The organism is Streptomyces sp. NPDC006997 (assembly GCF_040635175.1).
Taxonomy (GTDB): domain Bacteria; phylum Actinomycetota; class Actinomycetes; order Streptomycetales; family Streptomycetaceae; genus Streptomyces.
Map to the genome: position 1 here is coordinate 49,200 of NZ_JBEYHH010000022.1, position 25,951 is coordinate 75,150.

General features: G+C 70.8%; 26 protein-coding genes and 2 pseudogenes. 19 read left to right on the forward strand and 9 right to left on the reverse strand.

What is annotated here, in order from left to right; all coding sequences use genetic code 11:
- Positions 1-11 precede the first annotated feature (11 nt).
- Positions 12-518 carry an N-acetyltransferase family protein gene (locus tag ABZ659_RS22430; RefSeq protein ID WP_360222843.1) on the reverse strand — a complete coding sequence of 169 codons (507 nt, stop codon included), beginning with the start codon at positions 516-518 and terminating at the stop codon, positions 12-14.
- Between the two features lie 246 nt (positions 519-764).
- Between ABZ659_RS22430 and ABZ659_RS22435 the strand changes: the two genes are divergently transcribed.
- Genes ABZ659_RS22435 through ABZ659_RS22450 form a run of 4 tightly spaced genes read left to right on the forward strand, consistent with a single transcriptional unit; the run spans position 765 to position 4,292 of the window.
- The gene (locus ABZ659_RS22435) at positions 765-1,541 is read left to right on the forward strand and encodes a class I SAM-dependent methyltransferase (RefSeq protein ID WP_360222846.1); all 777 of its coding nucleotides are present in this window, start codon (positions 765-767) and stop codon (positions 1,539-1,541) included.
- The gene (locus ABZ659_RS22440; RefSeq protein WP_360222849.1) at positions 1,538-2,110 is read left to right on the forward strand and encodes a hypothetical protein; all 573 of its coding nucleotides are present in this window, start codon (positions 1,538-1,540) and stop codon (positions 2,108-2,110) included. The genes ABZ659_RS22435 and ABZ659_RS22440 overlap by 4 nt, the downstream gene beginning before the upstream one ends.
- The gene (locus ABZ659_RS22445; protein ID WP_360222852.1) at positions 2,107-3,369 is read left to right on the forward strand and encodes an FAD-dependent monooxygenase; all 1,263 of its coding nucleotides are present in this window, start codon (positions 2,107-2,109) and stop codon (positions 3,367-3,369) included. Before ABZ659_RS22440 ends, ABZ659_RS22445 begins: the two co-directional genes overlap by 4 nt.
- Positions 3,369-4,292, forward strand: a complete 924-nt coding sequence (locus ABZ659_RS22450) for a UbiA family prenyltransferase (RefSeq protein WP_360222855.1) — start codon at positions 3,369-3,371, stop codon at positions 4,290-4,292. Before ABZ659_RS22445 ends, ABZ659_RS22450 begins: the two co-directional genes overlap by 1 nt.
- A gap of 5 nt (positions 4,293-4,297) precedes the next feature.
- On the opposite strand, the gene ABZ659_RS22455 is transcribed toward ABZ659_RS22450, so the two are convergent.
- The gene (locus ABZ659_RS22455; protein ID WP_360222858.1) at positions 4,298-4,444 is read right to left on the reverse strand and encodes a hypothetical protein; all 147 of its coding nucleotides are present in this window, start codon (positions 4,442-4,444) and stop codon (positions 4,298-4,300) included.
- A 564-nt stretch (positions 4,445-5,008) separates the two neighbouring features.
- Between ABZ659_RS22455 and ABZ659_RS22460 the strand changes: the two are divergent.
- Positions 5,009-5,356: pseudogene (locus ABZ659_RS22460) on the forward strand (YdcF family protein); the annotation flags it as partial.
- Positions 5,357-5,363: 7 nt separating this feature from the next.
- Here the strand turns inward: ABZ659_RS22460 and ABZ659_RS22465 are convergent.
- Together ABZ659_RS22465 and ABZ659_RS22470 are read right to left on the reverse strand one after the other, a co-directional pair.
- Positions 5,364-5,894: a GNAT family N-acetyltransferase gene (locus ABZ659_RS22465; RefSeq protein ID WP_360222861.1), complete on the reverse strand. Its 531-nt coding sequence runs from the start codon at positions 5,892-5,894 to the stop codon at positions 5,364-5,366.
- Positions 5,879-6,268: a hypothetical protein gene (locus tag ABZ659_RS22470; protein WP_360222864.1), complete on the reverse strand. Its 390-nt coding sequence runs from the start codon at positions 6,266-6,268 to the stop codon at positions 5,879-5,881. The genes ABZ659_RS22465 and ABZ659_RS22470 overlap by 16 nt, the downstream gene beginning before the upstream one ends.
- 1,117 nt (positions 6,269-7,385) lie before the next feature.
- Between ABZ659_RS22470 and ABZ659_RS22475 the strand changes: the two genes are divergently transcribed.
- The 5 genes from ABZ659_RS22475 (at position 7,386) to tgmC (ending at position 10,725) form a co-directional block, all read left to right on the forward strand.
- Entirely contained in the window at positions 7,386-7,802 is a 417-nt protein-coding gene (locus ABZ659_RS22475; protein WP_360223066.1) for an ATP-binding protein, read from the forward strand.
- Positions 7,796-8,188, forward strand: a complete 393-nt coding sequence (locus ABZ659_RS22480) for a hypothetical protein (protein WP_360222867.1) — start codon at positions 7,796-7,798, stop codon at positions 8,186-8,188. The genes ABZ659_RS22475 and ABZ659_RS22480 overlap by 7 nt, the downstream gene beginning before the upstream one ends.
- Positions 8,189-8,277: 89 nt before the next feature.
- Positions 8,278-8,580, forward strand: a complete 303-nt coding sequence (gene tgmA, locus ABZ659_RS22485; RefSeq protein WP_360222870.1) for a putative ATP-grasp-modified RiPP — start codon at positions 8,278-8,280, stop codon at positions 8,578-8,580.
- Positions 8,581-8,585: 5 nt separating this feature from the next.
- Positions 8,586-9,548, forward strand: a complete 963-nt coding sequence (gene tgmB, locus ABZ659_RS22490; RefSeq protein ID WP_360222873.1) for an ATP-grasp ribosomal peptide maturase — start codon at positions 8,586-8,588, stop codon at positions 9,546-9,548.
- Positions 9,538-10,725, forward strand: a complete 1,188-nt coding sequence (gene tgmC, locus ABZ659_RS22495) for an ATP-grasp peptide maturase system methyltransferase (RefSeq protein ID WP_360222876.1) — start codon at positions 9,538-9,540, stop codon at positions 10,723-10,725. The genes tgmB and tgmC overlap by 11 nt, the downstream gene beginning before the upstream one ends.
- A 71-nt stretch (positions 10,726-10,796) precedes the next feature.
- Here tgmC and ABZ659_RS22500 read toward each other — a convergent pair whose 3' ends face one another.
- The gene (locus ABZ659_RS22500) at positions 10,797-11,399 is read right to left on the reverse strand and encodes a hypothetical protein (RefSeq protein WP_360222879.1); all 603 of its coding nucleotides are present in this window, start codon (positions 11,397-11,399) and stop codon (positions 10,797-10,799) included.
- A 278-nt stretch (positions 11,400-11,677) separates the two neighbouring features.
- Between ABZ659_RS22500 and hemL the strand changes: the two genes are divergently transcribed.
- The 8 genes from hemL (at position 11,678) to ABZ659_RS22540 (ending at position 19,847) form a co-directional block, all read left to right on the forward strand.
- Positions 11,678-12,994, forward strand: coding sequence for a glutamate-1-semialdehyde 2,1-aminomutase (gene hemL / locus ABZ659_RS22505; protein ID WP_360222882.1), 1,317 nt, complete (start codon positions 11,678-11,680; stop codon positions 12,992-12,994).
- On the forward strand, positions 12,991-13,677 hold the full coding sequence (locus tag ABZ659_RS22510; protein ID WP_360222885.1) for a histidine phosphatase family protein: 687 nt from the start codon (positions 12,991-12,993) through the stop codon (positions 13,675-13,677). The genes hemL and ABZ659_RS22510 overlap by 4 nt, the downstream gene beginning before the upstream one ends.
- Positions 13,678-13,838: 161 nt before the next feature.
- A complete protein-coding gene (locus tag ABZ659_RS22515; protein ID WP_360222888.1) occupies positions 13,839-15,068 on the forward strand; it encodes a hypothetical protein in 1,230 nt (409 codons plus the stop codon).
- A gap of 66 nt (positions 15,069-15,134) precedes the next feature.
- Positions 15,135-15,767: a TlpA disulfide reductase family protein gene (locus tag ABZ659_RS22520; RefSeq protein ID WP_360222891.1), complete on the forward strand. Its 633-nt coding sequence runs from the start codon at positions 15,135-15,137 to the stop codon at positions 15,765-15,767.
- A 7-nt stretch (positions 15,768-15,774) separates the two neighbouring features.
- Positions 15,775-16,545, forward strand: coding sequence for a cytochrome c biogenesis protein CcdA (locus ABZ659_RS22525; protein ID WP_360223068.1), 771 nt, complete (start codon positions 15,775-15,777; stop codon positions 16,543-16,545).
- Positions 16,546-16,548: 3 nt separating this feature from the next.
- Positions 16,549-18,279 (forward strand): cytochrome c biogenesis protein ResB, encoded by a 1,731-nt coding sequence (locus tag ABZ659_RS22530; RefSeq protein WP_360222894.1) that lies wholly within the window; start codon positions 16,549-16,551, stop codon positions 18,277-18,279.
- Positions 18,276-19,391, forward strand: a complete 1,116-nt coding sequence (ccsB, locus tag ABZ659_RS22535) for a c-type cytochrome biogenesis protein CcsB (RefSeq protein WP_360222897.1) — start codon at positions 18,276-18,278, stop codon at positions 19,389-19,391. Before ABZ659_RS22530 ends, ccsB begins: the two co-directional genes overlap by 4 nt.
- 60 nt (positions 19,392-19,451) lie before the next feature.
- Entirely contained in the window at positions 19,452-19,847 is a 396-nt protein-coding gene (locus ABZ659_RS22540) for a hypothetical protein (protein ID WP_360222900.1), read from the forward strand.
- A 3-nt stretch (positions 19,848-19,850) separates the two neighbouring features.
- Here ABZ659_RS22540 and ABZ659_RS22545 read toward each other — a convergent pair whose 3' ends face one another.
- Positions 19,851-21,410, reverse strand: coding sequence for a hypothetical protein (locus tag ABZ659_RS22545; protein WP_360222903.1), 1,560 nt, complete (start codon positions 21,408-21,410; stop codon positions 19,851-19,853).
- Positions 21,410-23,539, reverse strand: coding sequence for a hypothetical protein (locus tag ABZ659_RS22550; protein ID WP_360222906.1), 2,130 nt, complete (start codon positions 23,537-23,539; stop codon positions 21,410-21,412). Before ABZ659_RS22550 ends, ABZ659_RS22545 begins: the two co-directional genes overlap by 1 nt.
- A 194-nt stretch (positions 23,540-23,733) precedes the next feature.
- Here ABZ659_RS22550 and ABZ659_RS22555 point away from each other — a divergent pair, with 194 nt between their 5' ends.
- Positions 23,734-24,726, forward strand: a complete 993-nt coding sequence (locus ABZ659_RS22555; RefSeq protein WP_360222909.1) for a DMT family transporter — start codon at positions 23,734-23,736, stop codon at positions 24,724-24,726.
- On the opposite strand, the pseudogene ABZ659_RS22560 reads toward ABZ659_RS22555, so the two are convergent.
- Positions 24,629-25,504: pseudogene (locus tag ABZ659_RS22560) on the reverse strand (LysR family transcriptional regulator); the annotation flags it as partial. The gene ABZ659_RS22555 and the pseudogene ABZ659_RS22560 overlap by 98 nt on opposite strands.
- Complete coding sequence (locus ABZ659_RS22565; RefSeq protein WP_360222912.1) at positions 25,504-25,893, reverse strand: PLD nuclease N-terminal domain-containing protein; 390 nt, start codon at positions 25,891-25,893, stop codon at positions 25,504-25,506. The gene ABZ659_RS22565 and the pseudogene ABZ659_RS22560, both read right to left, overlap by 1 nt.
- Positions 25,894-25,951 lie beyond the last annotated feature (58 nt).

Genomic DNA, 25,951 nt, shown 5'->3' on the forward strand with positions numbered 1-25,951 from the left:
GGCCGCGGCCGTCAGTCGATCGCGGGGCTGCGGCGTTCCACGAGCACCACGTCCCGCCAGCGGCCGTGCTGGCGGCCGATGCGCTCCCGGGTGCCGATGACGCGGAAGCCCGCGCGCCGGTGCACGGCGAGGCTGGCGGTGTTCTCGGGGAAGACACCGGACTGGATGGTCCAGATCCCGGCCGCCTCGGTGGCCTCGATCAGCGCCTTGAGCAGGACGGACGCCACCCCACGACCACGGGCGCCGGGATGGACGTACACGGAGTGCTCGACGACACCGGCGTACGCGCACCGGTCGGAGACCTTCGTGGCGGCCACCCAGCCGAGTACGGCGTCCCGCTCGTCGAGCGCGACGAAGCGGTGGTCGGGCAGCTTCGACGCGTCGAACGCCCGCCAGTCCGGGGCGGCCGTCTCGAAGGTGGCGTCACCCTCGTCGATACCGGCCTGGTAGATCGCCAGGACCTCGGCGGCGTGCGCGTCGGTCATCGGCGCGACTCTCACGCTGGTCGGGCTGGGCATGGCGGCGGACTCCCCTCTCCCGGCCCGCTGGACAGGCGGTGGCGGGCGCGTCGGCCACCAGTCTGCCTCGTGCGCACGGTGTGGCCGCGCGGTCAGCCGCCCGGGGCGGGGGTCACACCTTCGAGTACGGCGGGGGTGACGGTCCGAACCTCCCGTCTTCGACGGCGTTGGGCCGTGTGGAGCCGACGCGGGTCCACGGGGGTCGGCGAGGCCATCGTCGTCGGGGCGGCAAGGAGACACGGACGCGTGAGTCACGACATCCGGCGAGGCGGCCACGGTGCGCCGTGGTGGGACCGCCTGTACGAGACGGATGCCCGGGAGTACATCGACCAGCCCGAGCACGCGGAGCGGGCCGCCCGGGTGCTCCGGGCGCTCGACCGCTTCCAGCGGATCACGCTCGGGTACCGGCGGCAGAGCGCGATGGTCCTGGCCGCGACCGCCGGAGCCCCCGAGCCGCGGATCCTGGAGCTGGGAGCGGGCCACGGACGGCTGGCCGCCCGGATCCTGGACCGCTGCCCCGCCGCGCTCGTCACGGTCAGCGACGTCGAACCGTCGGCGGTGGCGGCGTTCCGGGCCGGACCGCTGGCCGGACACCCCCGCGTCACGTCGCGGGTGATCGACGCGACGGCGATCGACGCGGCGTCCGGCGCCTGGGACGTCGCGGTGTTCGCGATGTCGCTGCACCACCTCGACCCCGCACAGGTCAGGCGACTGCTGTGCGAGGGCACCCGGGTGGCCCGCCGACTGCTGATCATCGACGCTTGGCGGCACCCGGCGTTCCTGGCGGTCGCGCCGCTCTTCCTCGTCCTCGGCGGCCGGGACAACCTGCACGACGGCGTCATCAGCCTCCGCAAGGCCTACAGCGCGTCGGCGCTGCACGACCTGGCCGCCGACTGCGGGGCCGCGGTGGCGCTGGACACGCGCTTCTCCCCGCCGGGCTACCTGGTGGCGTCGGCTCACCGCCGTGGCACCGCGCGGGACACCACCCCGGTGGGACAAGGACGGAGTCTGACACTCACGTGACGACGGCACAGCCAACCGTGGTCGGCACGACGGCCGAGGCCGCCGAGGCCGCCGCCCGGTTCGTCTCACCGGCCACCCGGCACCTGCTGACCACCGAAGGGCTGACCACGGCCCTGCTGGAGAGCAGGGCCGGGGGGCCGATGCGGATGGCCCACGTGGGGCACCGCGTCGTACCGCCCGACCAGGCACCAGCGGAGGCGGTCACGCTGCTCGGCGGCGGGGGACCCCTGGTGGTGCGCGACTCCCTGATCGCCGGACCGGCGCGGCGGGTGTGGTCGGCCAACCAGGTAGTGGGCCGACTCGATCTCTCCGCCGAGGCGGCGGCCTGCCTGCGCGGCGACGCCCTGCTGGGGTTCGCGTTGCGGGCCGCGGGCATCGGCCGTCGACGCACCCTCGTCGAGGTCGGCCGCTGCCCCTGGCCGCTCGCGGTGCCAAAGGGGCCGGTGCCGCCCGCGGCGTTCCGGCGCTACGTGATCTGGCACGGGGACGACGAGGCGCTCGCGGTGGTACGGGAGGTCTTCAACCCGTCGCTAGTTGAGGCGGGTTGGGCGGAAGGAGCGCACCCATGACGCGGCGAGTGACGACCCAGGTGGGGATCGTCGGCGCTGGCCCCGCCGGGCTGGTGGCCGCGCTGCTCCTGCTGGCGGCCGGAGTCGAGGTCGTCCTGGTGGAGAAGGAGGCCCGCGCGGTGCTCGAACAGCGGCCCCGCGCCGGGCTGGTCGAGCACCGGGTGGTGGAGTTCCTGCGCCGCGAGGGCCTGGCCGACGGGCTGCTGGCACGCGGCTTCCCGCACGGCTGGTGCGAGATGGTCATGGAGGGCGAAGCGCTCAGGTTCGACTACGCCGCGCTCTCCGGCGGCCACCAGCACTGGGTCTACCCCCAGCAGCACCTGGTGGCCGACCTGCTGACCCGGCTGGACGCCCTCGGCGGCGCGTGCCACTTCGACGAGACCGCCCGGGCCCTTGAGGACATCGACCGCCGTCCACGCATCCGCTGCCGCGACCGGGAGGTCGTCTGCGACTACGTGCTGTGCTGCGACGGTCCGGACTCGCTGGCCGCCGCCGCCCTGCCGTCCGGCTCCGGGACCGGCTTCCGCTACCCGTACGACTGGCTGACGGCCCTGGTCCACGTCGACCGTCCCGTCGAAGCGGTGGCGTACGGCGTCCACGCCGAGGGCTTCGCCGGGCTGATGCCGCGCGCGGGTCGGCAGGCCCGGCTCTACCTCCAGGTCACGCCGGGCGACGACCCGGCACGGTGGCCCGCGGCCGACGTACGCCGGGAGTTCGCCGCCCGCATGGGCGCCACCGCCGACGCTCTGCCGACGATCGACGAGGTGATCGCGACCGACGTCGTCCGGATGCGCGGCAGGGTCAGCACCACCGTCCGGAGGGGCCGTCTGCTGGCGGTGGGCGACGCGGCGCACGTCCTGACCCCCAGCGGCGCCAAGGGCCTCAACCTGGCCGTCGCCGACGCGGCGGACGCCGCCCGGAGCCTCGTCCGCTGGTACCGCGACCGCGAGGACGACGACCTCGCCGGCTACTCCGGGCGCCGGGTCCGGGAGGCCTGGCAGGTGCAGGAGTTCTCCGACCGGCTCCTGAACCTGCTGCACCTCCCCCCGGCCGCGGACCACGAGGCCGCCTTCCAGCTCCGGCTCCGCCGGGAACGCGCCGTACGCCTGCTGGAGCCGGGCCCCCTGGGAGCGGCCTTCGCGCACTGGTACGCCGGATCGGGCCGGGGCCCGGACGGACGCGGTCCCGTCGACGGCCCGCGCGAGGCCCGTACCCCTCCCGCCCGTGATGCGCCCGACGACCCGGTGAGGAGCCGCTGATGGCCACGCTGACGGCGCAGGTGAGCGCGCTGTACGGGTTCTCCCGCGGTACGCAGGCCACGCTCAGCGTGGCCCAGCCGATGACCGCGGCACTGCTGTCCGGCGCCACCCCCGCGAACTGGCGGTTCGCGGTGTTCTGCCTGGGCTGCCTCGCGGGCTTCTTCTCGGTCTTCGCCGTGAACGACCTGCTCGACTCCCGCCTGGACCGACGCCGGTTCGCCAACGTGCGCGACCACGACGGGCCCGACATCGACGCCGTGGGCGGGCGGCACCCCCTCGCGCGGGGCCGGTTGTCACGGCCCGCCGCCGTGCTGTGGGTGGTCGGCCTGGCGGCGGTCGCGGCGGGCGTCTGCGCCCTGTTCAGCCGGGTCTCCCTGCTGCTGTTCCTCGGCGCCGTGGCACTGGAGATCGTGTACTGCAGGCTCGCCACCGTCACCGTCTACAAGACCGTCGTCAGCGGTGTGATGGTGGCCATGGGCGCCCTGGTCGGCTGGTTCGCCCTCAGCCGGGACGTCGACGCCGAGGTGCTGTCCCTCCTCGTGCTCTGGCTGGCGGCCTGGGAGATCGGCGGCCGGAACATCCCCAACGACCTCGCCGACCTCGACGAGGACGTCCATCTGGGCATCGCGACGATCCCCGTCCGGCACGGGGCCGGGACCAGCGCACACCTGTCCTTCGCCGCCCTCGCCGTCGCGGCCTGCGCGAGCGTCGGCCTGGTGTGCGTGGCCTTTCCCGCCACCACCCCGAGCGGCGCCCTCTGCCTGACCCTGGCCGCGCTGGCCGCCGCCCACTGCCTGATCACCCCGGGCCGACAACTGCTCCGTTCCCCGGACGGCGCCACGGCCCTGACGGTGTTCAACCGCGCCTCGCTCCACCCGGCCCTGGTGCTCGCGGTGGTGATCCTCGGGCTCTCCCTGCGCTGACGTGCTCAGCGGCTGGCCGGACCGCTCACCGCGTCGCCGACGTACCGGGCGCCGAGGACGATCACCACCCTCGTCATGACGGCGGCGCCGTACGCCGTCATCCACCGCTTCCAGCGGTTCGGGACGTCGGTGGAGCGGTCGCCGCCCGCCACGTGGCCCTCAAGGCACCCTGGCCGCTTGACGGGCCCTCAGTACATTTCGAGGGCGGGGCCGGAAACCCCGCCCGAACTACCGAAACCCCAGCTCAGGGCCACACCAGGCAATACGGCTGATGCCCCGCCTCATGCAACCGATGGCTGAAGTCCTGCCATTCGTGCAGCGGTTGAGGGCGAGAGGGTGCTGACCTGGTGTTTCGCAAGGCAATGTGCGTTGACCTGGGGAAACTCCTCTCTGAAGTTCTCACGCGTCAACGCTGTTTTTCAGGCTCATGTGCCCTGGATGCTGTGCGGAGGATTGCTGGAATCGGCACTACTGAGCAGATGATTGCCTTCACCGCGACTCTGCGAGCTGAAATTAGGAACACGAAAATCTCAGGTTCGCGCTAAGTCTGTTCGTCGGCTCCTTGTCGGCCTGCGTATCTATATTCTGCCTGGCACTTCCGGGCGTAGAATATGCTTCCTATTGAAACGCTGGCTGGATGAGCCAAGGAGCTTCATTGCCGCAGCACCAGCAGGGCCGGATCGGTGACGAACAGTTCTGCGATGCGACGCTGATCTCAGAACGTCACCTTCTCCCGCGAGTTGTTGGCCAAGGCCGGCATCGGGGTCGAGTCTCTGCTGTTGATCTCCAAGCCGTACATGGAGCGCCGTTCGTACGCGACCTGCCGCAAGCTGTGGCCTGAGGCGGACGTCGTGTGTGCCTCCGAGCCGCTGGAGTTGGACGACTACATCAAGCCCATCGGCGACGAGAAGCTCGTCGTGGACATGCTGGTGGGCGATCTGCAACGGGTGATCGAGTATCCGAAGCTCGGCTTCGCCGTCGAGCAGGAAGTGCCAGCGGATGTGTATGACGCTTACGAGCGACTTGTGCGGGCGGGGTTCGACAGCCGTCTTGTCACTGGCTGACGGCGACTCAGTCCCGAAGGTCTTTGACCATGACCGCGTACACCGGTGAGTCGGCGAACGGTTGCTGCTCGCCGACTCTGGCGTATCCCCATGTCTCGTAGAGTGCTTGGACCTTGGGGTGTGTGACGTCTACTAGCAGCACGGCGAGGTCTTCCGTACGTTCCTTGAGTAGCGCCTCGTGCAGGCGGTCGGCAATTCCCTGCTTACGCCAGCTTGGGCGCACCATCACTTCGGAGACCGCGTAGGTGGAGGAATAGCCGTTGTTCGGCTCGTACGCGGTGGAGCGCCACCATTCGCGGCCGGGGGCGAGCGGGGCGCCGTAGGCGAAGCCGACCGGTTCGTCTTCGTCGTACGCCACCACGCAGGAGAAGCCGTCCATGCCGGTCCAGTGGTCGACGAACCAGGCGAAGCGCTGGTGGAAGGGGTCGTCCATCTGGTCGGCGTAGGCGTCGGCGTGTACGTCGATGAGCATCTGCCGGAAGGCCTCGGGGAGGTCTCCGTGGTGGAAGTGACGCAGGTCGGTCACGCTCGGCTCCATTCGGTTCGCATGCGGTCTGCCCAGTCTCGTGCGTAGGAGGCGGAGGGAGCCATGACGAACAGGCCCCGGTGGAAGTCGCCCATGAGCGTGCGCATACGGCCGGGCAATGGGTCGCCATCCATGATGGTGAAGACGTCGGTGGCTGACGCCGTGGCCTGTTCGGCCTCTCCCTGGTGGAGCTGTGCGAGGGCGAGCTGGGCGGTCGCGAGGGCCTTGTTGCGCCGGAAGGCGGTCGGGATCCTGGCCAGCGCGCGGTGAGCCATGGCTTCGGCATGAGGGTGGCGTCCGCTGTTGAACTGGACGATTGCGGCCAGGTGGTCAAGCTCGGCCTGCCCGTAGAAGGCGGTCCAGCGCGGACGCTCTCGGTCAGCCACCCTGGTGAAAGTGTCCTGGGCTGATCCCAGTGAACGCAGGCCCGCACGGCCGTCACCGAGAGCCGCGTACGCGAGGCAACGCGGACTCGGCCCAGCGAGTCGAAGAACGGGTCTCGGCGAGCCGCTGAGGAGGCTTGCGCGGCCTGGGCCGCTGCGAGGGCTTCGGGCCAGTTCTGCCGCTGGTAGGCGAGCATCGAGAGGTTGACCCAGACTCGCATTTCGGTGGGGCCGTCCTGGGAGAGGCCGGCGTACGTCGCTGATTCGTTCAGGTAGCTCTGGGCCTGGTCGAGATTGCGGGCGTCGATGCAGGACCAGGCGGCGATGGTGGTGTACTCGGCGGCCAGTGCGTACAGGGCTCGGCGGACGCGTTCGCCGGCGTTGCGCTGCTGTAGTTCCAGCACCCTGGTGCGGCCCTGGGCGGCGGCCTTCTCCAGTGCCGTGTGTCCGCCCTGGCGGTCGTCGGCCTCGACAAGGGCGTTCATCCCGGCAGCGACCCGGGCCACGTCCGACATGCCGACGGTCCGGCGTTGCGCCGCCAAGGGAACGGCGGCAGCTGCGCTTCCGGTTGCTGAGGTGAGGAAAGTGCGACGCCGCACGGGGTCCTCCTGCGGGTGTTGCATGGTGCGTGGTGCGCTGAACCCTAAGTCCTCGACGGGACAACCGAACACCCGCTCCAGGGCTGCACACGTGCGTCCGATGGGGCGGCGGGAGGTCCCGTTGAGGAGGTTGCGGATTGTGCGGTCGGAGACGTCACCGGGCCTGCCGGTGATCTCTGCCAGCGCAGCGTTTATCCGACCAGCCAATTCTTCCTGGGTGAGCCCGAGTCCCTCCATCCGGCTCTTGAGGATGGCGTTCGCTCCCATGGACCGACCGTAGCCCTGTGGTCACTGGCCGAACCAGACCCGAGGTCACCGGAGCGTAAAGTCTTCCGGTTCGCGTAGGTGCTGCGGGGCGCGACTTTTCCTGTTCGCCGTCGGCCAGGGGCCGTTGACTCGGTACCAGCCGTTGAGCGGGGCGGGATTCCCCTTCCTGCCTCTCGATGGCGTGGAGGAAAGCCCGCTCCTGCGCACCCTTCGCGGGGCGGGCGTCCCAGCCTCGGAGGGATGACCCCGTGACCATGACCGCCGCCAAGCCAACCGCGACTGGTGTTCCGGGCTACATCGAGACGGTGCCGTGCGAGCCGGAATCCGCGCGCCGCGCACGTCTGCTCGTGTCCGCGGCTCTGGACACCTGGGGCATAAGCGAGTTGGCCGAGGTGGGCACTCTGATCGTTTCGGAGCTGATCAGCAACGCCGTCAGCCACACGCCCTGTCGCGTGGTCCGTGTGGTGATTCGACGCGAGACGGCCGAAGTGATTCGGATCGGCGTTGCCGACAGGTGCCGAGACACCCCGGAACTGGGCTGTCCTGAAGGTGACTCCGAGGGCGGCCGTGGTCTGCTCCTGGTCGAGTCGCTGAGCTGGCGGTGGGGCTACGACCTGCATCGTTGGGGCAAGCTCGTCTGGGCAGAGTTGAGGGTGCCGACCGCATGCTGATCTCGCGTATCTCCTTACGACTCCTGCCCTCGGAGGGACTGGTGGGCGACCCGTTCCCGGACGCGTGCGTGCAGCTGGTCTTCGGCCCGACGCGTCCGTCTGACGAGGCCCGCGCGGTTGCTGTCCCAGAGCCGGTCCGGATAACTCCCACCGACCTTGTGCGGCTGCGCGTCGAGTCGGGACTGGCTCTCGGCGAGATCCGCGCGGAGATGCAGCGTGCCGAGATCGCGTGGCGGCAGCAGCTCAGCCGCTGGTATGGCGACAGCCGCCTGGCAGTCGAGGCCCGCGCACCGGACATCAGCCTCCTTCAACGTGTCCTGAACGGACTGCGGAATCCCGGTCCGGTTTGGACAGGCCCCGGCGCCACTTCTTCCCGGCGCACCTGAGACTCCCGCACAAGCAGGATCGTGTTCCTCGATGCCGTGCGGGTGAGCAAGTCAGGCGAAGGACAGAACTTCTGACAGGAAGGAAGACCGTGTTCAACCACATGGATCGATTCCCCACGGGCAGCCCGCTGCCGCAGGGGCATCTGACCGCGGCCCCGTGGGGTCTCCGTCGCATCGCCCCGTACCCGCCCGTCGAGGGCCCCGCCTACGCGACGGTGACGCTGGATCCGGAGACGCAGACCGCCCGGTACTTCGACACTTCCGGGGCGCCCACCATGTCCCCGGGCCACGGCACATCCTCCGGTACGAATCCCGCGACCGGCACCACAGGCCAGGGCGACCGCAACAGCGACTCCCCGGACAGCGACACGGGGAACGACACCGACCAGTGACTCTGGTGACGAACGACGATCGTCCGGTCCTGGTCGTCACCAACCTCGACGACCCGACCGCGGACTTCGTGATCGCCGAGCTGCACGACCGGGACGTCCCGGTCGTGCGGTTCGACTCCGGTGACTTCCCCGCCACTCTGTCGTGTTCGGCCATCATCGGTGGCACCGATAGGTGGCGGGGAAGCGTGCAGACCCCGACCCGACGTGCCGACCTAGGCGCGGTGCGCTCCGTGTATTACCGCCGTCCCTCCGGGTTTGCCTTCCCCCACCTCGACAAGCAGGACGACCGATTCGCCGTGGCCCAGGCGCGCTACGGGCTCGGCGGCATCATGACCTCTCTGCCCGGCTGCCTTTACGTCAACCACCCCCATCGCATCGGCGACGCCGAGTACAAGCCAGCCGGGCTTGCGGCAGCGGCGGCGGCTGGCTTCACGCTGCCGCCGACATTGATCACCAACGTTCCCGACGACGTGCGGGCCTTCATCAAGGCGCAAGGTGCCGTCATCTTCAAGCCGATCTCGGTTCCGCTCTACCTGGTCGACGGCAAGGCCCAGACGGTCCCCGTGACCGAGGTGACCGTCGACGAGATCGACGATTCCGTGTCCGGCACCATGCACCTCTTCCAGAAGCGGGTGCGCAAGGTTGCCGATATCCGGGTGACTGTGATCGGCGAGCAGATCTTCGCCGTGCGGATCGACTCCGGTCTCCTCGACTGGCGTACGGACTACGGCACTCACACATACACGCCGCTTGCCGCGACACCCGCGGTGGAGCGGTCGATGCGTGCCTATCTGAAGCACTTCGGGCTCGTCTTCGGGGCGTTCGACTTCGCTCTGACCGACCGCGGCGAGTGGATCTTCATCGAGTGCAATCCTTCCGGGCAGTGGGCATGGATGGAGCCGCCGACCGGTCTGCCGATGACTGCCGCACTCGCTGATCTCCTGGAAGGAGGACTCCGTGGCCAGTGAAACCGATATCGAGACGGCCGCAGCCGATCTCCGGCGCCGGCTCGCCCGACAACTGGAGAAGAATGGCTGGCTTCGCTCGCCGCAGTGGCGGGCCGCTGTGGAGGCCGTGCCACGCCACAGGTTCATCCCGCGCTTCTACCGGGAGAGCCACGCCCCGGGCGTTACCACCTGGGATCCGGTCACACCGGAGACGGTCGGTAAGGAGGAGTGGCTCCGGCTCGTCTACACCGACGAGACATGGATGACCCAGTTCGGCGGCCGGGACATCGACTGGGCCGACCCGAAGCCGATCAGCAACGCGACCCCGACCTCGTCGTCGACGTTGCCGAGCCTCGTGGTCCGGATGCTCGAAGATCTGGATGTGCAGGACGGCATGAATGTGTTGGAGATCGGCACCGGAACCGGTTACTCGACAGCACTGATGTGCCACCGGCTTGGCAGCGAGAGAGTGACCTCGATCGAGACGGACGAGGGCGTGGCCCGACGAGCCGGCTACGCCCTCAGCGGATCCGGTCATACCCCCCACCTGCTGGTGGGGGACGGCCGTGCCGGCCACCCCGCCGGAGCCCCGTACGACCGGTTGATCGCCACGTGCGGCTTCCGCAACATCCCGCCCGCCTGGCTGGAACAGGTCCGGCCGGGCGGCGTCATCCTCACCACCCTTCGCGGCTGGATGCGCTCCCTCGGTCTGGTCAAGCTCATCGTCACGGGCGACAGCGCGAGCGGCTGGTTCAGCGAGGACGAGCCAAGCTTCATGATCGCCCGCCAGCAGGACGCACCGGAGAACCTCGGCATGGTGCCGGGCCCCGACGACGGGACGGTACGGAGAGCCGTACGCGGGCCAGAACTTCTCACCGGCTCCGGGTCGGCGTTCATGGCGCAGCTCGCGGCGCCAGCCGCCCGTTTCTTCGCGATGGCGGTCGACGGCGGCCCGGTCAGCACGTTTCTACTGGACAGCGCTACCGATTCCTTCGCCGTCCTCGCTCCCACAGACAGCGGCTGGCAGGTCAGGCAGGGCGGCCCTCGCCGCCTGTGGGACGTGATCGAGTCGGCGATGGCCACCTGGGAGGAGTACGGCTCGCCGAACACCTCGGCGTTCGGAGTGACCGTCTCCCGCGACCAACAGGCCGTCTGGCTCGGGAACCCGAACGGCCCGCAGTGGCCGCTACCCTCCTGAGACAGCCGCCACCGACGCGAGGAACGCGAGGATGGACGACGAGCCGCGCCCGACCCCTACGAAACCCCAGCTCAGGGCCACACAAGGCAATACGGCTGATGCCCCGCCTCATGCAAGCGATGGCTGAAGTCCTGCCACTCGTGCAGCAGCTGGTACACGTTGAACGCGTCCCGCGGGCCGCCGCGGTCCGGGACCGTCGACCAGATGAAGGCTGCCGCGCCGACCGCCTCCTCGCCGATGCCGCGGAGGGGGTCGACGACGGTCATGGGGAGTTTGACGACGGCGTAGTCGGGGTGGAGGACGACCAGTTCCAGCGGGGGGACCTTGTGGAGGGGGACGCCCTCGATGCCGGTGAGGACCATCGCGGCCATCGTCTCCGGCTTGATCTTCGTGAACATGCCGTTCATGCCCAGCTCGTCGCCGCCGAGTTCCTCGGGGCGCATCGAGATCGGGACCCGGGCGGCCGTGGCGCCGTCCGGTGCGCCGAAGTACTTGTACGTCACCCCCACCCGACCACCATTCCTGCGCTCACTCGGTACGCCGGGAACCCCCGGGACGTCCGGTGTCCGGCGTGGTTCGGTTGTCTCCTCCGCGTCGCGTCGGTGCCTTCCCCGCCGGGCACGTCGAGGACCCAGGTCGTCAGTCCCCTCGCCCAGTCCGCCACCGCGATGCATATCTCCACCCGACTGCTTTTCTAGGACGCGTGACGCCCGCCGCGCAACCCGATCATCGTGTCAGTGACCTCCCCCACGGCCGCCCGCCGAAACGTGACGTGTTGAAACACCTGTCCGCGGGATCGTGGCAGCCCGTACGAGCTGTGTGTATCAGGTCTCAGTCTCGCAGATAGCGGTGGATTGATCAGACATATTCCCTCCCGTGGCCGACGTGCCGCTGCCCTACCCTGAGGAGGTCACCGTCAACGGAGTCCGAGAAGTCGGAGAAGTCGCAGGTCATGAGCGAAGCCCTCTATTCATACGACGCGCCTGTCTCGCAGGCTCTATTCGACCGTGCGGCCGTCGTCACGCCCGGTGGCGTGAACTCCCCGGTGCGCGCCTTCCGCGCGGTGGGCGGTACGCCCCGGTTCATGGTGTCCGGCACCGGCCCGTACCTGACCGACGCGGACGGGCGGGAGTACGTCGACCTGGTGTGCTCCTGGGGGCCCATGATCCTCGGGCACGCGCACCCCGAGGTGATCGCCGCCGTGCAGGAGGCGGTGGCGCGCGGTACGTCGTTCGGGACGCCCGGCGAGGGTGAGGTCGCGCTCGCCGAGGAGATCGTCGCGCGGATCGAGCCCGTGGAGCAGGTGCGGCTCGTCTCCAGCGGGACCGAGGCGACCATGTCCGCGATCCGGCTCGCCCGTGGGTTCACCGGGCGGGCCAAGGTGGTCAAGTTCGCCGGGTGCTACCACGGGCACGTCGACGCGCTGCTCGCCGCCGCCGGGTCCGGGGTCGCCACCTTCGCGCTGCCCGACACACCGGGGGTGACCGGTGCCCAGGCGGGGGACACCATCGTGCTGCCGTACAACGACCTCGACGCCGTGCGTGCCGCCTTCGAGGCCCACCCCGGGGAGATCGCCTGCGTGATCACCGAGGCGTCGCCGGGCAACATGGGCGTCGTACCGCCGCTGCCCGGGTTCAACCAGGGGTTGAAGGACCTGTGTGCCGCGCACGGTGCGCTGTTCATCTCCGATGAGGTCATGACCGGGTTCCGGACCAGTCGTGCCGGGTGGTTCGGGGTGGACGGGGTGCGGCCCGATCTCATGACCTTCGGGAAGGTCATGGGCGGGGGGTTCCCCGCCGCCGCCTTCGGGGGGCGTGCCGACGTCATGGCGTGTCTCGCTCCGGCCGGGCCCGTGTACCAGGCCGGGACGCTGTCCGGGAACCCCGTCGCCACCGCCGCCGGGCTGGCGCAGCTGCGGCTGCTCGACGACGCCGCCTACGAGCGGGTCGACGCCGTCTCCGCGCAGATCCAGGCGCTGGTGACCGAGGCGCTCAGCAAGGAAGGCGTCGCGCACACCCTGCAGAACGCCTCCAACATGTTCTCCGTGTTCTTCACCGACCGTCCGGTGCGGAACTACGAGGACGCCAGGGCGCAGGAGTCGTTCCGGTTCACCGCCTTCTTCCACTCGCTGCTCGCGAACGGGGTCTATCTGCCCCCCTCGTCGTTCGAGTCGTGGTTCGTGTCCACCGCCCATGACGAGCGGGCCGTGCAGCGGATCGCCGACGCCCTGCCCACCGCCGCCCGCGCCGCCGCGGAGGCCACGGCATGAGCGGCGGGAAGCGGGACATCACCGTCGTGCACGTCATGCGGCACGGGGAGGTCGCCAACCCGGACGGGGTGCTCTACGGGCGGCTGCCCGGGTACCACCTGTCCGAGCTGGGGCGGCAGATGGCCGACCGGGTCGCCGAGCACCTCGCCGGCCGGGACGTGACGTACGTCGTCGCCTCGCCGCTGGAGCGGGCGCAGGAGACGGCCACGCCGATCGCCAAGGCGCACGGGCTCGACCTCGCCACCGACGCGCGGCTGATCGAGGCCGAGAACGTCTTCCAGGGCAAGACCTTCGGGGTGGGGGACGGCGCGCTGCGGCGGCCGGAGAACTGGAAGCACCTCGTCAACCCGTTCCGGCCGTCCTGGGGTGAGCCGTACGTCGACCAGGTGGTCCGGATGATGGGCGCGCTGGACGCCGCCAAGGACCAGGCGCGCGGGCACGAGGCCGTGCTGGTCAGCCATCAGCTGCCGATCTGGATCCTGCGGTCGTACGTCGAGAAGCGGCGGCTGTGGCACGACCCGCGCAAGCGGCAGTGCACGCTCGCCTCGCTGACGACGTTCACCTACGAGGGCGACCGGATCGTCTCCGTCGGCTACACCGAGCCCGCCCGTGACCTGGTGCCCGCCCATCTCCTCGCCGGGGCCAGGCCGGTGAAGGGGAAGGACAAGGCGTTCGGGGCGTGACGTGCGCGTGAGGCGCGGGTAGGGCGCTTCCTTACCCGTTCGTGACAATCGTTGCGGAATCTTCGCAAAGAAAAGCGAATGGCGGGAAACCTTCCGTTCGTCGTGTCCATCTCACTGGGTGACCAGCGTGGAACGCACGGACTGCGACGGACGGGGACGTCATGCGCAACTTCACCCGGCGGGGAGTCATCGGGATCGGCGCGGGGGCTGCCGCCGCGGGGCTCACGGGCTGCGGCAGCCTCACGTCGTCAGACGGGGCGAGCCCGAGTGCCGGTTCCTCCCGGACCCCGGGCAAGAAGCCCGCGGCCACCGTCCGGCCCATCGGGGACGGCTCCACCGCCCGCACCGGCAAGCAGCCCCACCAGCCGCCCGCGCCCGAGCCGCTGGAGCCCGGTCAGAAGCCGCCGCAGTTCGTCGTCTTCTCCTGGGACGGCGCCGGTGAGGTCGGCAACGGGCTCTTCCCGCGCTTCCTCGACCTCGCCAGGGAGCACGGGGCGGGCATGACCTTCTTCCTCTCCGGGATCTATCTGCTCCCCGAGTCGAAGAAGCGGCTCTACGACCCCCCGAACAACCGGCGCGGCGCCTCCGACATCGGCTACCTCACCGACGCGCACATCAGGGACACGTTGCAGAACGTGCGCCGTGCGTGGCTCGAAGGGCACGAGATCGGCACCCACTTCAACGGGCACTTCTGCGCCGGGTACGGCTCGGTCGGCAACTGGACGCCCGCGCAGTGGCGCAGCGAGATCGAGCAGGCGAAGTCCTTCGTCAAGGAGTGGCGGACCAACACCGGGTGGACCGACCTGGAGCCGCTGCCCTTCGACTACGACAAGGAACTCGTCGGCGGGCGGACGCCCTGTCTGCTCGGGCAGGACAACCTGCTGCCCACCGCCCGCGAGCTGGGCTGGCGCTACGACGCCTCCTCGCCCGGCGGGCGCCAGGTGTGGCCGGTGAAGCGGGAGGGGCTCTGGGACCTGCCGTTGCAACAGATACCTTTCCCCGGGCATTCGTTCGAGGTGCTCTCGATGGACTACAACATCCTCGCCAACCAGTCGGTCAACTCGACCAACGCGCCCGCGTACCACTACCCGGGGTGGCGGGAGCAGGCCACCCAGTCGTACATATCCGGCTTCAAGCGGGCATACGAGACCAACCGGGCCCCCTTCTTCGTCGGCAACCACTTCGAGGAGTGGAACGGCGGCATCTACATGGACGCCGTCGAGGGGACCCTGAAGCACATCGCGGGGGAGAGGGAGAAGGGCGAGGACGTACGGCTCGTCTCCTTCCGGCAGTTCGTGGACTGGCTGGACGTCCAGCCGCCCGAGGTGCTCGACAAGCTGCGCGCACTGGACGTCGGACAGGCGCCGACCGGGGGCTGGCGGCAGCTCTGAGCAAGGGGTCCTTCGGCCCCAGGGGGGCGCCCAAGATCCCCAGAACCGACATGCGAAACTTTTCACATGAGTGCCGCCAGCCGCGCCCTCCAGCGCTCGAACCGCCCACGCCGCACCCGCCGCCGCGCCACCCTGCTCGCCGCCGGTGCGGCAGCCGCGGCACTCGCCCTGACCTCCTGCACCTCCGGGGGCACCTCCGGCGGAGGCGGTGACACCGGCTTCGTCGCCGGGTCCGACGGCATCGACACCGTCGCCAAGGGCGACCGCACCGCCGCCCCCGACCTGTCCGGCGAGACCGTCGAGGGCGGCCAGCTCGACGTCGCCGACCTCAAGGGCAAGGTCGTCGTCCTGAACGTCTGGGGCTCCTGGTGCTCGCCCTGCCGCGCCGAGGCCGAGAACCTCCAGACCGTCTACGACGACACCAGGGACCAGGGCGTCGAGTTCGTCGGCATCAACACCCGCGACGGCAACACGAGCAAGGCCCGCGCCTTCGAGGAGGAGTTCGGGATCACCTACCCGAGCCTCTACGACCCGACCGGCAAGCTGATGCTCCGCTTCGAGAAGGGCACCCTCAACCCGCAGGCCATCCCCTCCACCCTCGTCCTCGACCGGGACGGCAGGATCGCCGCGCGCACCCTCCAGGCGCTCAGCGAGAAGAAGCTGCGCGAGATGCTCGACCCGGTCCTGGCGGAGAAGTGACGTGGCTGTGACCGGACTCACGGCGCTCGCCGCCACCGGAACCAACGACACCGTCCTCAACGGGGCCCTGCTGCTCGCCCTGCCCATCGCCGTCCTCGGCGGGCTCGTCTCCTTCTTCTCCCCCTGCGTGCTGCCGCTCGTCCCCGGCTACCTGTCCTACGTCACCGGCGTCAGCGGCACCGACCTGGCCGACGCCCGGCGCGGGCGGATGGCGCTCGGCGCCTCCCTGTTCGTGCTCGGGTTCACCGCCGTGTTCGTCTCCGGCGGGGCGCTCTTCGGTTTCTTCGGGCAGGAGCTACAGGAACAGCACAGCGTGCTCTCCAGGGTGCTCGGCGTACTCATGATCGCCATGGGCGTCCTCTTCATGGGGCTGATGCCCTGGCTCACCCAGCGCGAGTTCCGCTTCCACCGGCGGCCGGTCGCCGGGCTCGTCGGCGCCCCCGTCCTCGGCGCGCTGTTCGGCATCGGCTGGACGCCCTGCATCGGGCCGACCCTCGCCTCGGTGCAGGCGCTCGCCCTCAACCAGGCCAGCGCGGGCCGCGGGGCCCTGCTGACCGTCGCCTACTGCGTCGGCCTCGGGGTGCCCTTCGTCCTCGCCGCCGTCGCCTTCCGCAAGGCACTCGGCGCCTTCGGCTGGATCAAGCGCCACTATGTGTGGGTGATGCGCGTCGGCGGCGTGATGATGATCGCGACCGGCGTGCTGTTGCTGACCGGCGCCTGGGACCGCCTGGTGCAGGAAATGCAGACCTGGTCCAACGGCTTCACTGTGGGGATCTGACCGATGACCGACACCACGACGCCCGCCGCCGAGGACCAGGACCTCGGCGCCGCCGGTTCCCAGCTCTCCACCGCCCCGCGCGAGGAGACCCCCAACCTGCCCTCCCTCGGCGTGATCGGCTGGGCCCGCTGGTTCTGGCGGCAGCTCACCTCCATGCGGGTCGCGTTGCTGCTGCTCCTGCTGCTGTCGCTGGCCGCGATCCCCGGCTCGCTGATCCCGCAGACCGGCGTCGACGCCACCCGGGTCGCCGACTTCCGGCGACGGCACGAGACCCTCGCGCCGCTCTACGACACGCTCGGCCTGTTCCACGTCTACAGCTCGGTGTGGTTCTCCGCGATCTACATCCTGCTGTTCGTCTCCCTCATCGGCTGCATCATCCCGCGCACCTGGCAGTTCGTCGGCCAGCTCCGCGGCCGTCCGCCCGGGGCGCCCCGCCGCCTGACCCGGCTGCCCGCCTACACCACCTGGCGCACCGACGCCGACCCCGAGCAGATCCGGGAGTCCGCCCTCGCCCTGCTGCGCAAGCGCCGGTTCCGCGCTCATGTGGCCGGGGACGCCGTCGCCGCCGAGAAGGGCTACCTCCGCGAGGTCGGCAACCTCCTCTTCCACCTCGCGCTGATCGTGATGCTGGTCGCCTTCGCCTGGGGCCAGCTGTTCAAGTACGAGGGCAACAAGCTGGTGGTGGAGGGCGACGGGTTCGCCAACACCCTCACCCAGTACGACGACTTCAAGTCCGGCAACCTCTTCACCCAGGACGACCTGGACCCCTTCAGCTTCCAGCTCAGGGACTTCCGCGGCACCTACGAGCCCTCCGGCCCCAACCGCGGCACCGCCCGCACCTTCGAGGCCCACCTCACCTACAGCGTCGGCGCCTACGGGGAGGAGAGGGAGACCACCGTCGAGGTCAACGAGCCGCTCGACATCGGCGGCTCCAAGGTCTACCTCGTCAGCCACGGCTACGCCCCGGTCGTCACCGTCCGGGACGCCTCCGGCAAGGTCGTCCTCGACAAGGAGGCCGTGGCGATGCTGCCGCAGGACGGCAACATCACCTCCACCGGCGCCATCAAGGTCATGGACGGCTACCGCAACGCCCGGGGCGAGCGGGAGCAGCTCGGCTTCCAGGCGTTCTTCGTGCCGACCTTCGCCGGGGAGGGCAGCGGCACCATGCTGTCGCAGTTCCCCGCGCTGCTGAACCCGCGGCTGGCGCTGAACGCCTTCCACGGCGACCTCGGCGTGGACTCCGGGATCCCGCAGAGCGTCTACCAGCTCGACAAGAAGCACCTCAAGGAGTTCAAGGACGCCGACGGGCAGCTGTCCAAGCAGCGGCTGAAGATCGGCGAGACCATGGACCTGCCCGGCGGTCAGGGCTCCATCACCTTCGAGGGCGTCCAGGAGTGGGCCGGTTTCCAGATCGCCAAGCAGCCCGCCAGCGGCTGGGCGCTCGGCGGTGCCCTCGCCGCCATCCTGGGCCTGTCCGCCTCCCTGTTCGTCCAGCGCCGCCGGGTGTGGGTGCGGGCGGCGCGGGGCGCCGACGGGGTGACCGTGGTGGAGATGGCCGGACTCGGCCGGAGCGAGTCCGCGAAGGTGCCCGAGGAACTCGGCGACCTCGCCGGACGCCTCTACCAGGACGCGCCCAGCCCCCAGGACCCCGAGCAAGAGCAAGAGCAAGACCCAGAGACCGACCCGACAACCCACCCCACCACCGCTGTGCCTGCCGAAGGGGCTGAGAAGTGACCCTCGCCGCCGCGACCAACGAGAACCTCGCGAACATCAGCAACACGCTGATCTACTCCTCGATGGCCGTCTACACCCTGGCCTTCCTCGCCTATATCGCGGAGTGGCTCTTCGGCAGCCGCAGCAAGGTCGGCCGCACGGCCGCCGCGCTCACCACCACCACCGCCGGGACGGCGACGGCTCCGGCCGTCACCGCGCGCCAGGCGGGCGGCGGCACCGCCGTACTGGAACGGCCGCAGGTCGTCGTCCGGGCGACGGGCGGCGCGCGGGACGTGCCCGACGGGCCGGGGGCGCACGGCGGGGACCAGCAGGGCGACCTCTACGGGCGGATCGCCATCTCGCTCACCGTGCTCGCCTTCGCGCTGGAGTCCGGCGGGGTGCTCACCCGGGCCCTGTCGGTGGAGCGGGCGCCGTGGGGCAACATGTACGAGTTCAACCTCACCTTCTCCACCACGGCCGTCGGGGTCTACCTCCTGCTGCTGGCGCTGAAGATGAACATCCGCTGGCTCGGGCTCTTCCTGACCACCAGCGTCCTCCTCGACCTCGGCCTCGCCGTCACCGTCCTGTACACCGACAGCGACCAGCTGGTCCCCGCCCTCCACTCGTACTGGCTGTGGATCCACGTCTCCACCGCGATCCTCTGCGGCGCCGTCTTCTACGTCGGCGCGGTCGGCACGATCCTCTACCTCTTCCGCGACTCCTACGAGAACAAGCTCGCCAGCGGCGGCCAGCCCGGCCAGTTCGCGCGGTCCTTCCTGGAGCGGCTGCCCGCCGCGGCCACCCTGGACAAGTTCTCCTACCGGGTCAACGCCGCCGTCTTCCCGCTCTGGACGTTCACGATCATCGCGGGCGCCATCTGGGCCGGTGACGCCTGGGGCCGCTACTGGGGCTGGGACCCCAAGGAGACCTGGTCGTTCATCACCTGGGTCGCCTACGCCGGTTACCTGCACGCCCGCGCCACCGCGGGCTGGAAGGGCCGCAAGGCCGCCTACCTGGCGCTGCTCGCCTTCGCCTGCTGGCTGTTCAACTACTACGGCGTCAACATCTTCGTCTCCGGCAAGCACTCCTACGCCGACGTCGGCCTGGGCGTGCTCCAGTCCGCCGGGTTCTGACGCGAACAGCGGCGCCCGTGAGGGTGTGCGCGCGGCGCCGCGAGGGGGCAGGCTGGAGTCATGACCGGTTCCGTCGAACAGGGCACCAGCCAGACCCACGGGAACACCCACATCCTGCACTTCCTGGTCCGGCTTCCGAGGTCCATGGAGGCGGTCTGGCCCGCGTTCGTCACCCCGGAGGGGCTCGCGGCCTGGCTCACCCCGGCCGACGTGCTCGAACACCGGCTGGGCGGCGCGGTCAGCCTCCGTGGCGTGGGATCCGGGCAGGTCACCGCCTGGGACGTGGACCGCGTCGCCGAGTACACGTTCGAGGACGGCGGCCGACTCCGCTTCCACCTGGAACGGGACGGTGACGCGGGGTGCGCGCTGCGCTTCACGCGCGAGTTCCGGGGCGACGGGGAGTCGGAAGCGACCTGGCGGACCCGATTCGAACGGCTGGTCGAGTCGGCGGGGTAGGGCCTACGACGGCGGCAGGCACTCCTTCCCCGGCGGCTTCCCCTCCGGCCAGGCGATCCGCACGAACCGCGCCCGCCCCTCACTCGTCAGCTCCACGATCGGCACGGCCTTGTCGTACGGGTTGCCGTGCACGTCCAGACAGATCCAGCCGCTGGCCCCGTTCACCCGCAGTGACCCCTTGACCTGCGGCCACTGCAAACCCACGTCGGCCAGCGGCGGCACCGTCCGCCCCTCCGGGGTCGCCTGGCGGACGCCGTGGACGGCCACCCGCATCGCGTCGTACGCGATGATCAACTGGCCGTCCTCCAGCGTGACCGGCCCGATCGGCCCGATGGGCTCGCGCCCGCTGTTCGTCAGCAGCCGCTCCAGCTCCCGCGCGTCCCCCACCGAACCGCCGGTCTGCGCCGGGTCGTGCTCCCAGGCGTCCGGGTGCGCCAGCGCGGTGTACCGCACCGACAGGTTCCGCTTCAGGGCCGAGCGGTCCAGGTCCTCGTCGCCGGTGAGGTACGACGCCTCGTCGCCGGTCAGCACGGTGAACGCGCGGTCCTGGCAGCCGCGCCTGCCGAGCGCGTTGATGAACTGCCGCAACTGGGTGTGCCGCCCCGCGAACAGGATCGTGTCGGTGTCCCGGGAGGTGTCACAGACCAGGTGCGTGATCTGCCGGAACGTGTTGGCGGTCGTCCCCTCCTGGCTGCGGTCGTCCGGCGGCGTGAACGGCTGCGGCTCGTACGGCGACCCCTCCAGGAGCCGCCCGAACGACCGCTGCAACGTCGTCGTGTACGGGTCACCCGGCTTGTCGTACACCAGCAGCGCCCGACCCGCCTTCACCCGGGCGAACGACGTCAGCGCCCGCGCCTCGTCGGTGTTGGTCGGCGAGACCCGCGCCAGCCCCGGGAACGGGTCCACGCCGTCCTGGTCGTTGGCGAGGTCGTCGGCGGTGATGGAACTCCCCACCACCGGCACCCGCAGCCGGGTCAGCTCGGCCACCGCCCGCTTGTTGTTCTCGGTGCTGGAACCGACGCCGGTCACCGCCCGCAGTCGGTCCGGACCCTTCGTCATCTCCACCAGCCGCGCCACCGTGTGCTCCCACTGCGAGCCGTCCGCGCCCGGGTTGGCGAGCACCAGCCGGATCTGCGGGGTCTGCCCGTTGGAGTCGTGGTTGGCCTGGTACTGCGCCAGGTAGGCGCCCTGCAACTCGTGCAGCGTGTCGTGGACGTTGTCCCGGTCGGTCGCCGTGAACGGCGCCAGCATCGCGATCGTGACGTAGCTGTCCGGCTCCAGCGAGCGGTTCTCCCGGTCGATCGCCCGGATCGTGTCGGTGAACTCCGCCCGCCCGAAGTCGTAGGCCGTCGTCGACACGCCCACGCAGTCGTCACTGCCCTCGGGCCGCTCGACACCGGGGGCACACGAACGGTCCTCCCGCGTCAGCGCCCGCACCCCGAACGCGAGGCCCACCACCAGCGCCCCCGACAGCAGCAACGCCAGATAGCGGCGCAGCGGGATCTCCCACACGCCCTCGCGCAGCCACTCACCGAACCGGGCCAAGCGGGTCCTCCGCGCCATCAGCCGTCTCCGTCCCGGTCGTCATCGGCGTCGTCGTCGGCGTCGTCCACCGCGCGCAGGGGCCGCCCCGCGAGGGCGTTCGCGGGCCAGTCGCGCGAGGCCCGCCACAGCAGCGCGTTGCCCGCGGGCCGCAGGTTGGACAACTGCTCCAGCTCGTAGCGCAGCCGGTCGCACACCCGCTCCTCGGGCAGCACCAGCGGGTCGGTCAGCTGCCACACGGCGTGCAGCAGCCGCCGTACGCGCAGGTGCTGCGCGGTGTCCACGCCGTCCGGCACCCGCTGGTCGGCGTCCGTGTGGCCGAGCACCACCGCCGTACGCCCGTCCACCGGGCGCGCGTGGTCACGGCCCTCGGCGTCGTGCGCGTGGAAGTACGGCGCGGACGCCACGAAGGCGAGGGTGTCCAGCCACACCCGGGTGTCCAGGTCCGGAAAGGTGTCCCGCAGATGGTCCACCGCGGACTCGGGCGAACCCAGGGCGAGTTGGTGGTAGAGGCGGTAGCGGGCGCGGTCCTCGCCGGGGGCGTCGTCGGCGCCGTTGCCGTCGTAGTGCCGTATCAGGGTCTCGTGGGCGGCGCGCCAGCGGCGGTGGTCGGCGTCCCGGTGGTGCAGCCTGAGCAGCAGCAGGGTCCGAGTGAACGCGTCGCCCACGAACTGCCCCGGCACCACCGGCAACCCCTCCGCCGCCAGCCGGGTCTGCAACGCCCGCACGTCCGCGGGCCCGAAGTCGTCCGGCAGCAGCGCCTCGGCCAGCGCGCACGCCGACGCGTGGTCGTGGGCGGCGGCCAGCACCGTCAGCTCGTCCAGCCGGTCGGCGGGCACCAGCCGGTCCAGCAGCTCCCGGTAGGCGGGCTCGGCCTCGCCGTGCTCCCGCAGCCGGACCTCGGCGGTGACCAGCGTGCCCAGCGACCCCGCGTCGTCCGGATGCTGCGCCGCCGACTCCGCCAGCACCTCCACCCCCAGCGGGTTGCCGCCGGTCAGCCGGTGCATGGCGTGCGGCAACTGCGGCGGCACCGCCAGCTCCCCGCACACCGCGCCCACCAGGTGCAGGGTGTCGTCCGGCGACAGTGGCGACAGCGCCACCACCAGCGCCCGCGAGGAGTGCGCCCCCGCATCCGGCGCCCAGTCGGCGCGCCGCGCCACCTCCGGCAGCTCCCGGCGTACGGCGGCCCGCAGCGCGTTGGTCCGGCCGTCGCCGCGCAGCCCCGCGACGAACGCCACCTGGTCGGCGATGCCCTCCGCCCGGTCCCGCAGCACCGCGTCGACGAGCCCCGGACCCGGCACCGTCTGCGCGTTGTCGACGAGGACCAGCGGACGCCCTATGCGCTGCATCCGCGGCAGCACCCCGGTGTAGGCGTCGGACAGGTCGGCCAGCAGCGCCCGCACCAGATACCGCTCGGCGTGCTCGCGCGAGGCGCCGCCCGCCCGGAAGTGCCCGGAGAGCAGCATCAGCCCACGGCGCGCGTGCCCGCCCGCGTTCGGGTAGTCCCGGTACCACAGCGCGGCCCGCTGGTGCCGCCTGCTGCCGAACCCCTCGGAGATCGAGTCGAGGGTCGCCTCCACCGCCGCCGTCAGCAGCGGACCGGCCGTCGAGGTGGCCGCCGCGACCACGTTGGCGGCGACCCGCCCGGCCCAGCGGCCCGCCACCCCGGAGATCCACGAACCGCTCTCGTTCAGCAGCAGGATCCGCTCCACCTCGGTGCGGATGCGCTCCGAGTCGGCGTCCGCCCAGCCGCTCGCCGCCACCGCGACCAGCCCCGACATCAGCCGCGGGAACTGGATCCGCCCCGCCCCCGTCACCGGCTCCGCGAGCTGCTCGGCGGCCTCCAGCAGCGCCTGCGCCAACGGCGACCAGGACTCCTGCGGACGACCGAGGGGCGGCCGGGCGAACTGGGCGCCCGCGCAGTCCACCAACGCGACCGGGGTATGCCCCTTGTAGGCGTCCCGCAACTCCTGGAGCGCGGCGCTCTTGCCGAGCCCCCGCGCGCCGGTCAGTACGACGAACGGCACGTCCTTGGGATGCTCGACCGGTGTACCGCGATGCCGGTGCGGGCGCAGCCCCACCAGCCGCGGGGCAAGACCGGCCGGTTCCGCGTCGAAGAGCGCCCCGCGCCCGTACAGCCGACTTCCCACCCTAGTGTCCCCCTCCACCAACACCAGTTTATGAAGAGGGGGTTGATCCGGAACAGACCGCGTGGTGTCCGTTGTGTTACGAACTGACGGAGGCTCAGCGCGGACAGGAGCCATCGGCGCCGTCGATGGCCCCATCGGCAGGACGGCCCACTGGGCCGTGGACCGGCGGGTCAGGGGCTCGTAGCGTCCTGGGCATGACCTCACAGAGCAAGGGCACCGCCCAACTCACCGCCGCGATGGTGCTGTCCGGCACCCTCGGGATCTTCGTCGTCGAGTCCGGGGCGTCCCCGTTCAACGTCGTGTTCTTCCGGGTGCTGTTCGGCGCCCTCGCGCTCGGTGCCTACGTCGTCGCCCGGGGGTGGCTGCGCGGCCACGGGTTCACGCCGCGCACGCTGGGGCTGGCCGTCCTCGGGGGCGTGTTCATCGTCTTCAACTGGGTGTTCCTCTTCCAGTCGTACGAGAACACGTCGATCTCCGTGGCGACCGTCGTCTACCACACCCAGCCGTTCTACGTCGTCCTGCTGGGCGCCCTCCTCTTCCGCGAGCGCCTCACCGCGGCCAAGGTCGGCTGGGTCGCCGTCGCCTTCGCGGGACTGATCCTCGTGTCGGGGGTCACACCCGGCGACTTCAGCAGCGGTGACGGGTATCTCACCGGGGTCGGGCAGGCCCTGCTCGCGGCGCTGCTGTACGGGCTGTCCACGCTGGTCACCAAGCGGATCACCGGCGTGCGGCCCCATCTGATCGCCCTCGTGCAGGTGCTGGTCGGGATCCCGCTGCTGCTGCCGTTCGCCTCCTTCGGCGCGATGGGCGGCACCGGGGCCGACTGGGGGTGGCTGGTCGGGCTCGGCGTGATCCACACCGGGCTGATGTACGTGCTGATGTACGCCGCGTACGCCCAGCTGCCGACGTCGAAGATCGCCGTGCTGGCGTTCGCCTACCCGGCGGTGGCGATGGTGATGGACTGGGCGGTCTACGGGCACCACATCGGCCTCGTGCAGGCGCTCGGCGTGCCGCTGATCGTGCTGGCCAGCCTGAAGGTCACGCTGGCGCGGAAGGCGGTTCCGGCGACGCCCCGGACGGCTCCGGTGACTGCTCGGACACCAGGCGACGCGCCTGCTCCAGGAACAGCCGGGCGTGCGGCGGAAGCCGCTTCCCCGACCGCCACGCCAGTTGGGTCCACAGGGTGAAGGGTGGCCGCCACTCCAGGCGGACCAGGGAGCCCTCGGCGAGTTCGGCGGCGACCGTGACCTCGGGCAGCAGCGCGACGCCCAGGCCGGTCGCCGCCGCCCGTTTGGTCGCCTCGATCGTGCCGAACTCCCTGAAGGCCACGGGGGCCAGCGAGGTCAGCTCGCGTTCGAAGCAGTCGCGGTAGGCGCAGCCCGGCTCGGTGGCCAGCAGGGGGAGGGGGAGGAGGTCGGCGGTGGTGAGCGGGCGGCCGGTCAGGGGGTGGTCCGGGGCGGCGACCAGGGCGAGGGGCTCGGCGGTGAGGACCGCCGTCTCCAGACCGGGGTGGGCCGTCTCCGTCTCCATCAGGAAGCCCAGGTCGTAGGTGCCCTGGCGCAGGGCCTGGCGGGTCTCGTCGCCGATGGTGGTGCGCAGGGCCAGGCGGACCCCGGGGTAGCGGTGGTGGAAGAGTTCGAGGAGGGGCGGCAGGCGGTGGTTGGTCAGCGACTCCATGGTGCCGACAGTGAGGGTGCCCTCGGGCTCCCCGGCGCTGGTCACCGCCGTACGGGCCTCCTCCGTCAGCTCCAGTATCCGCCGGGCGTACGGCAGCAGGCGCTCGCCCGCCTCGGTGAGGCGGATCCGGCTGCCGAGCCGGTCGAACAGCTCCGTGCCGAGGGACGACTCCAGGGCCCGGACCTGACTGGTGACGCTGGACTGGGCGTACTTCAGCTCAGCGGCGGCGCGGGTGAAGCTCAGCACCGTCGCGACCTTCTCGAAGGTGACCAGCAGCCGCAGCTCCATCAGTCGGCCTTCGGCTCCTCGCCGCGCTCCTTGCGGCGCAGCTCGTCCTCGCGGCGGCGCAGGTCGGCCTCCCAGTCCTTCAGGAGGGACTCGTCCTTCTTGTTCTCCTCGCGCAGGGAGTTGAGGAACTCGGGGTTGTCGTCGGGGGCGACGTACGGCACGCGGTGGTCGCGGTGCCACTCGGAGGGGGTGCGGCCGCCCGCGGGGGCGTGCCGCGTCTTGCCCGCGGCCAGCCAGACGATCGGGCCGACGATCCAGAACAGCAGGATGATGAAGACCCAGGCGATCTTCGGCAGGTGCCTGGCCTCGTCCTCGGGTGTGTTCAGGCAGTCGATGAACGCGTAGATCGTCAACGCCAGCGGTACGAGGTACATCAGCAGCCTGAGCATGGTGTCCAGCCCCCGGGAAAGTGGTGGAGGGGCGCGTGTCCGGCCCCGTGACGGGGCC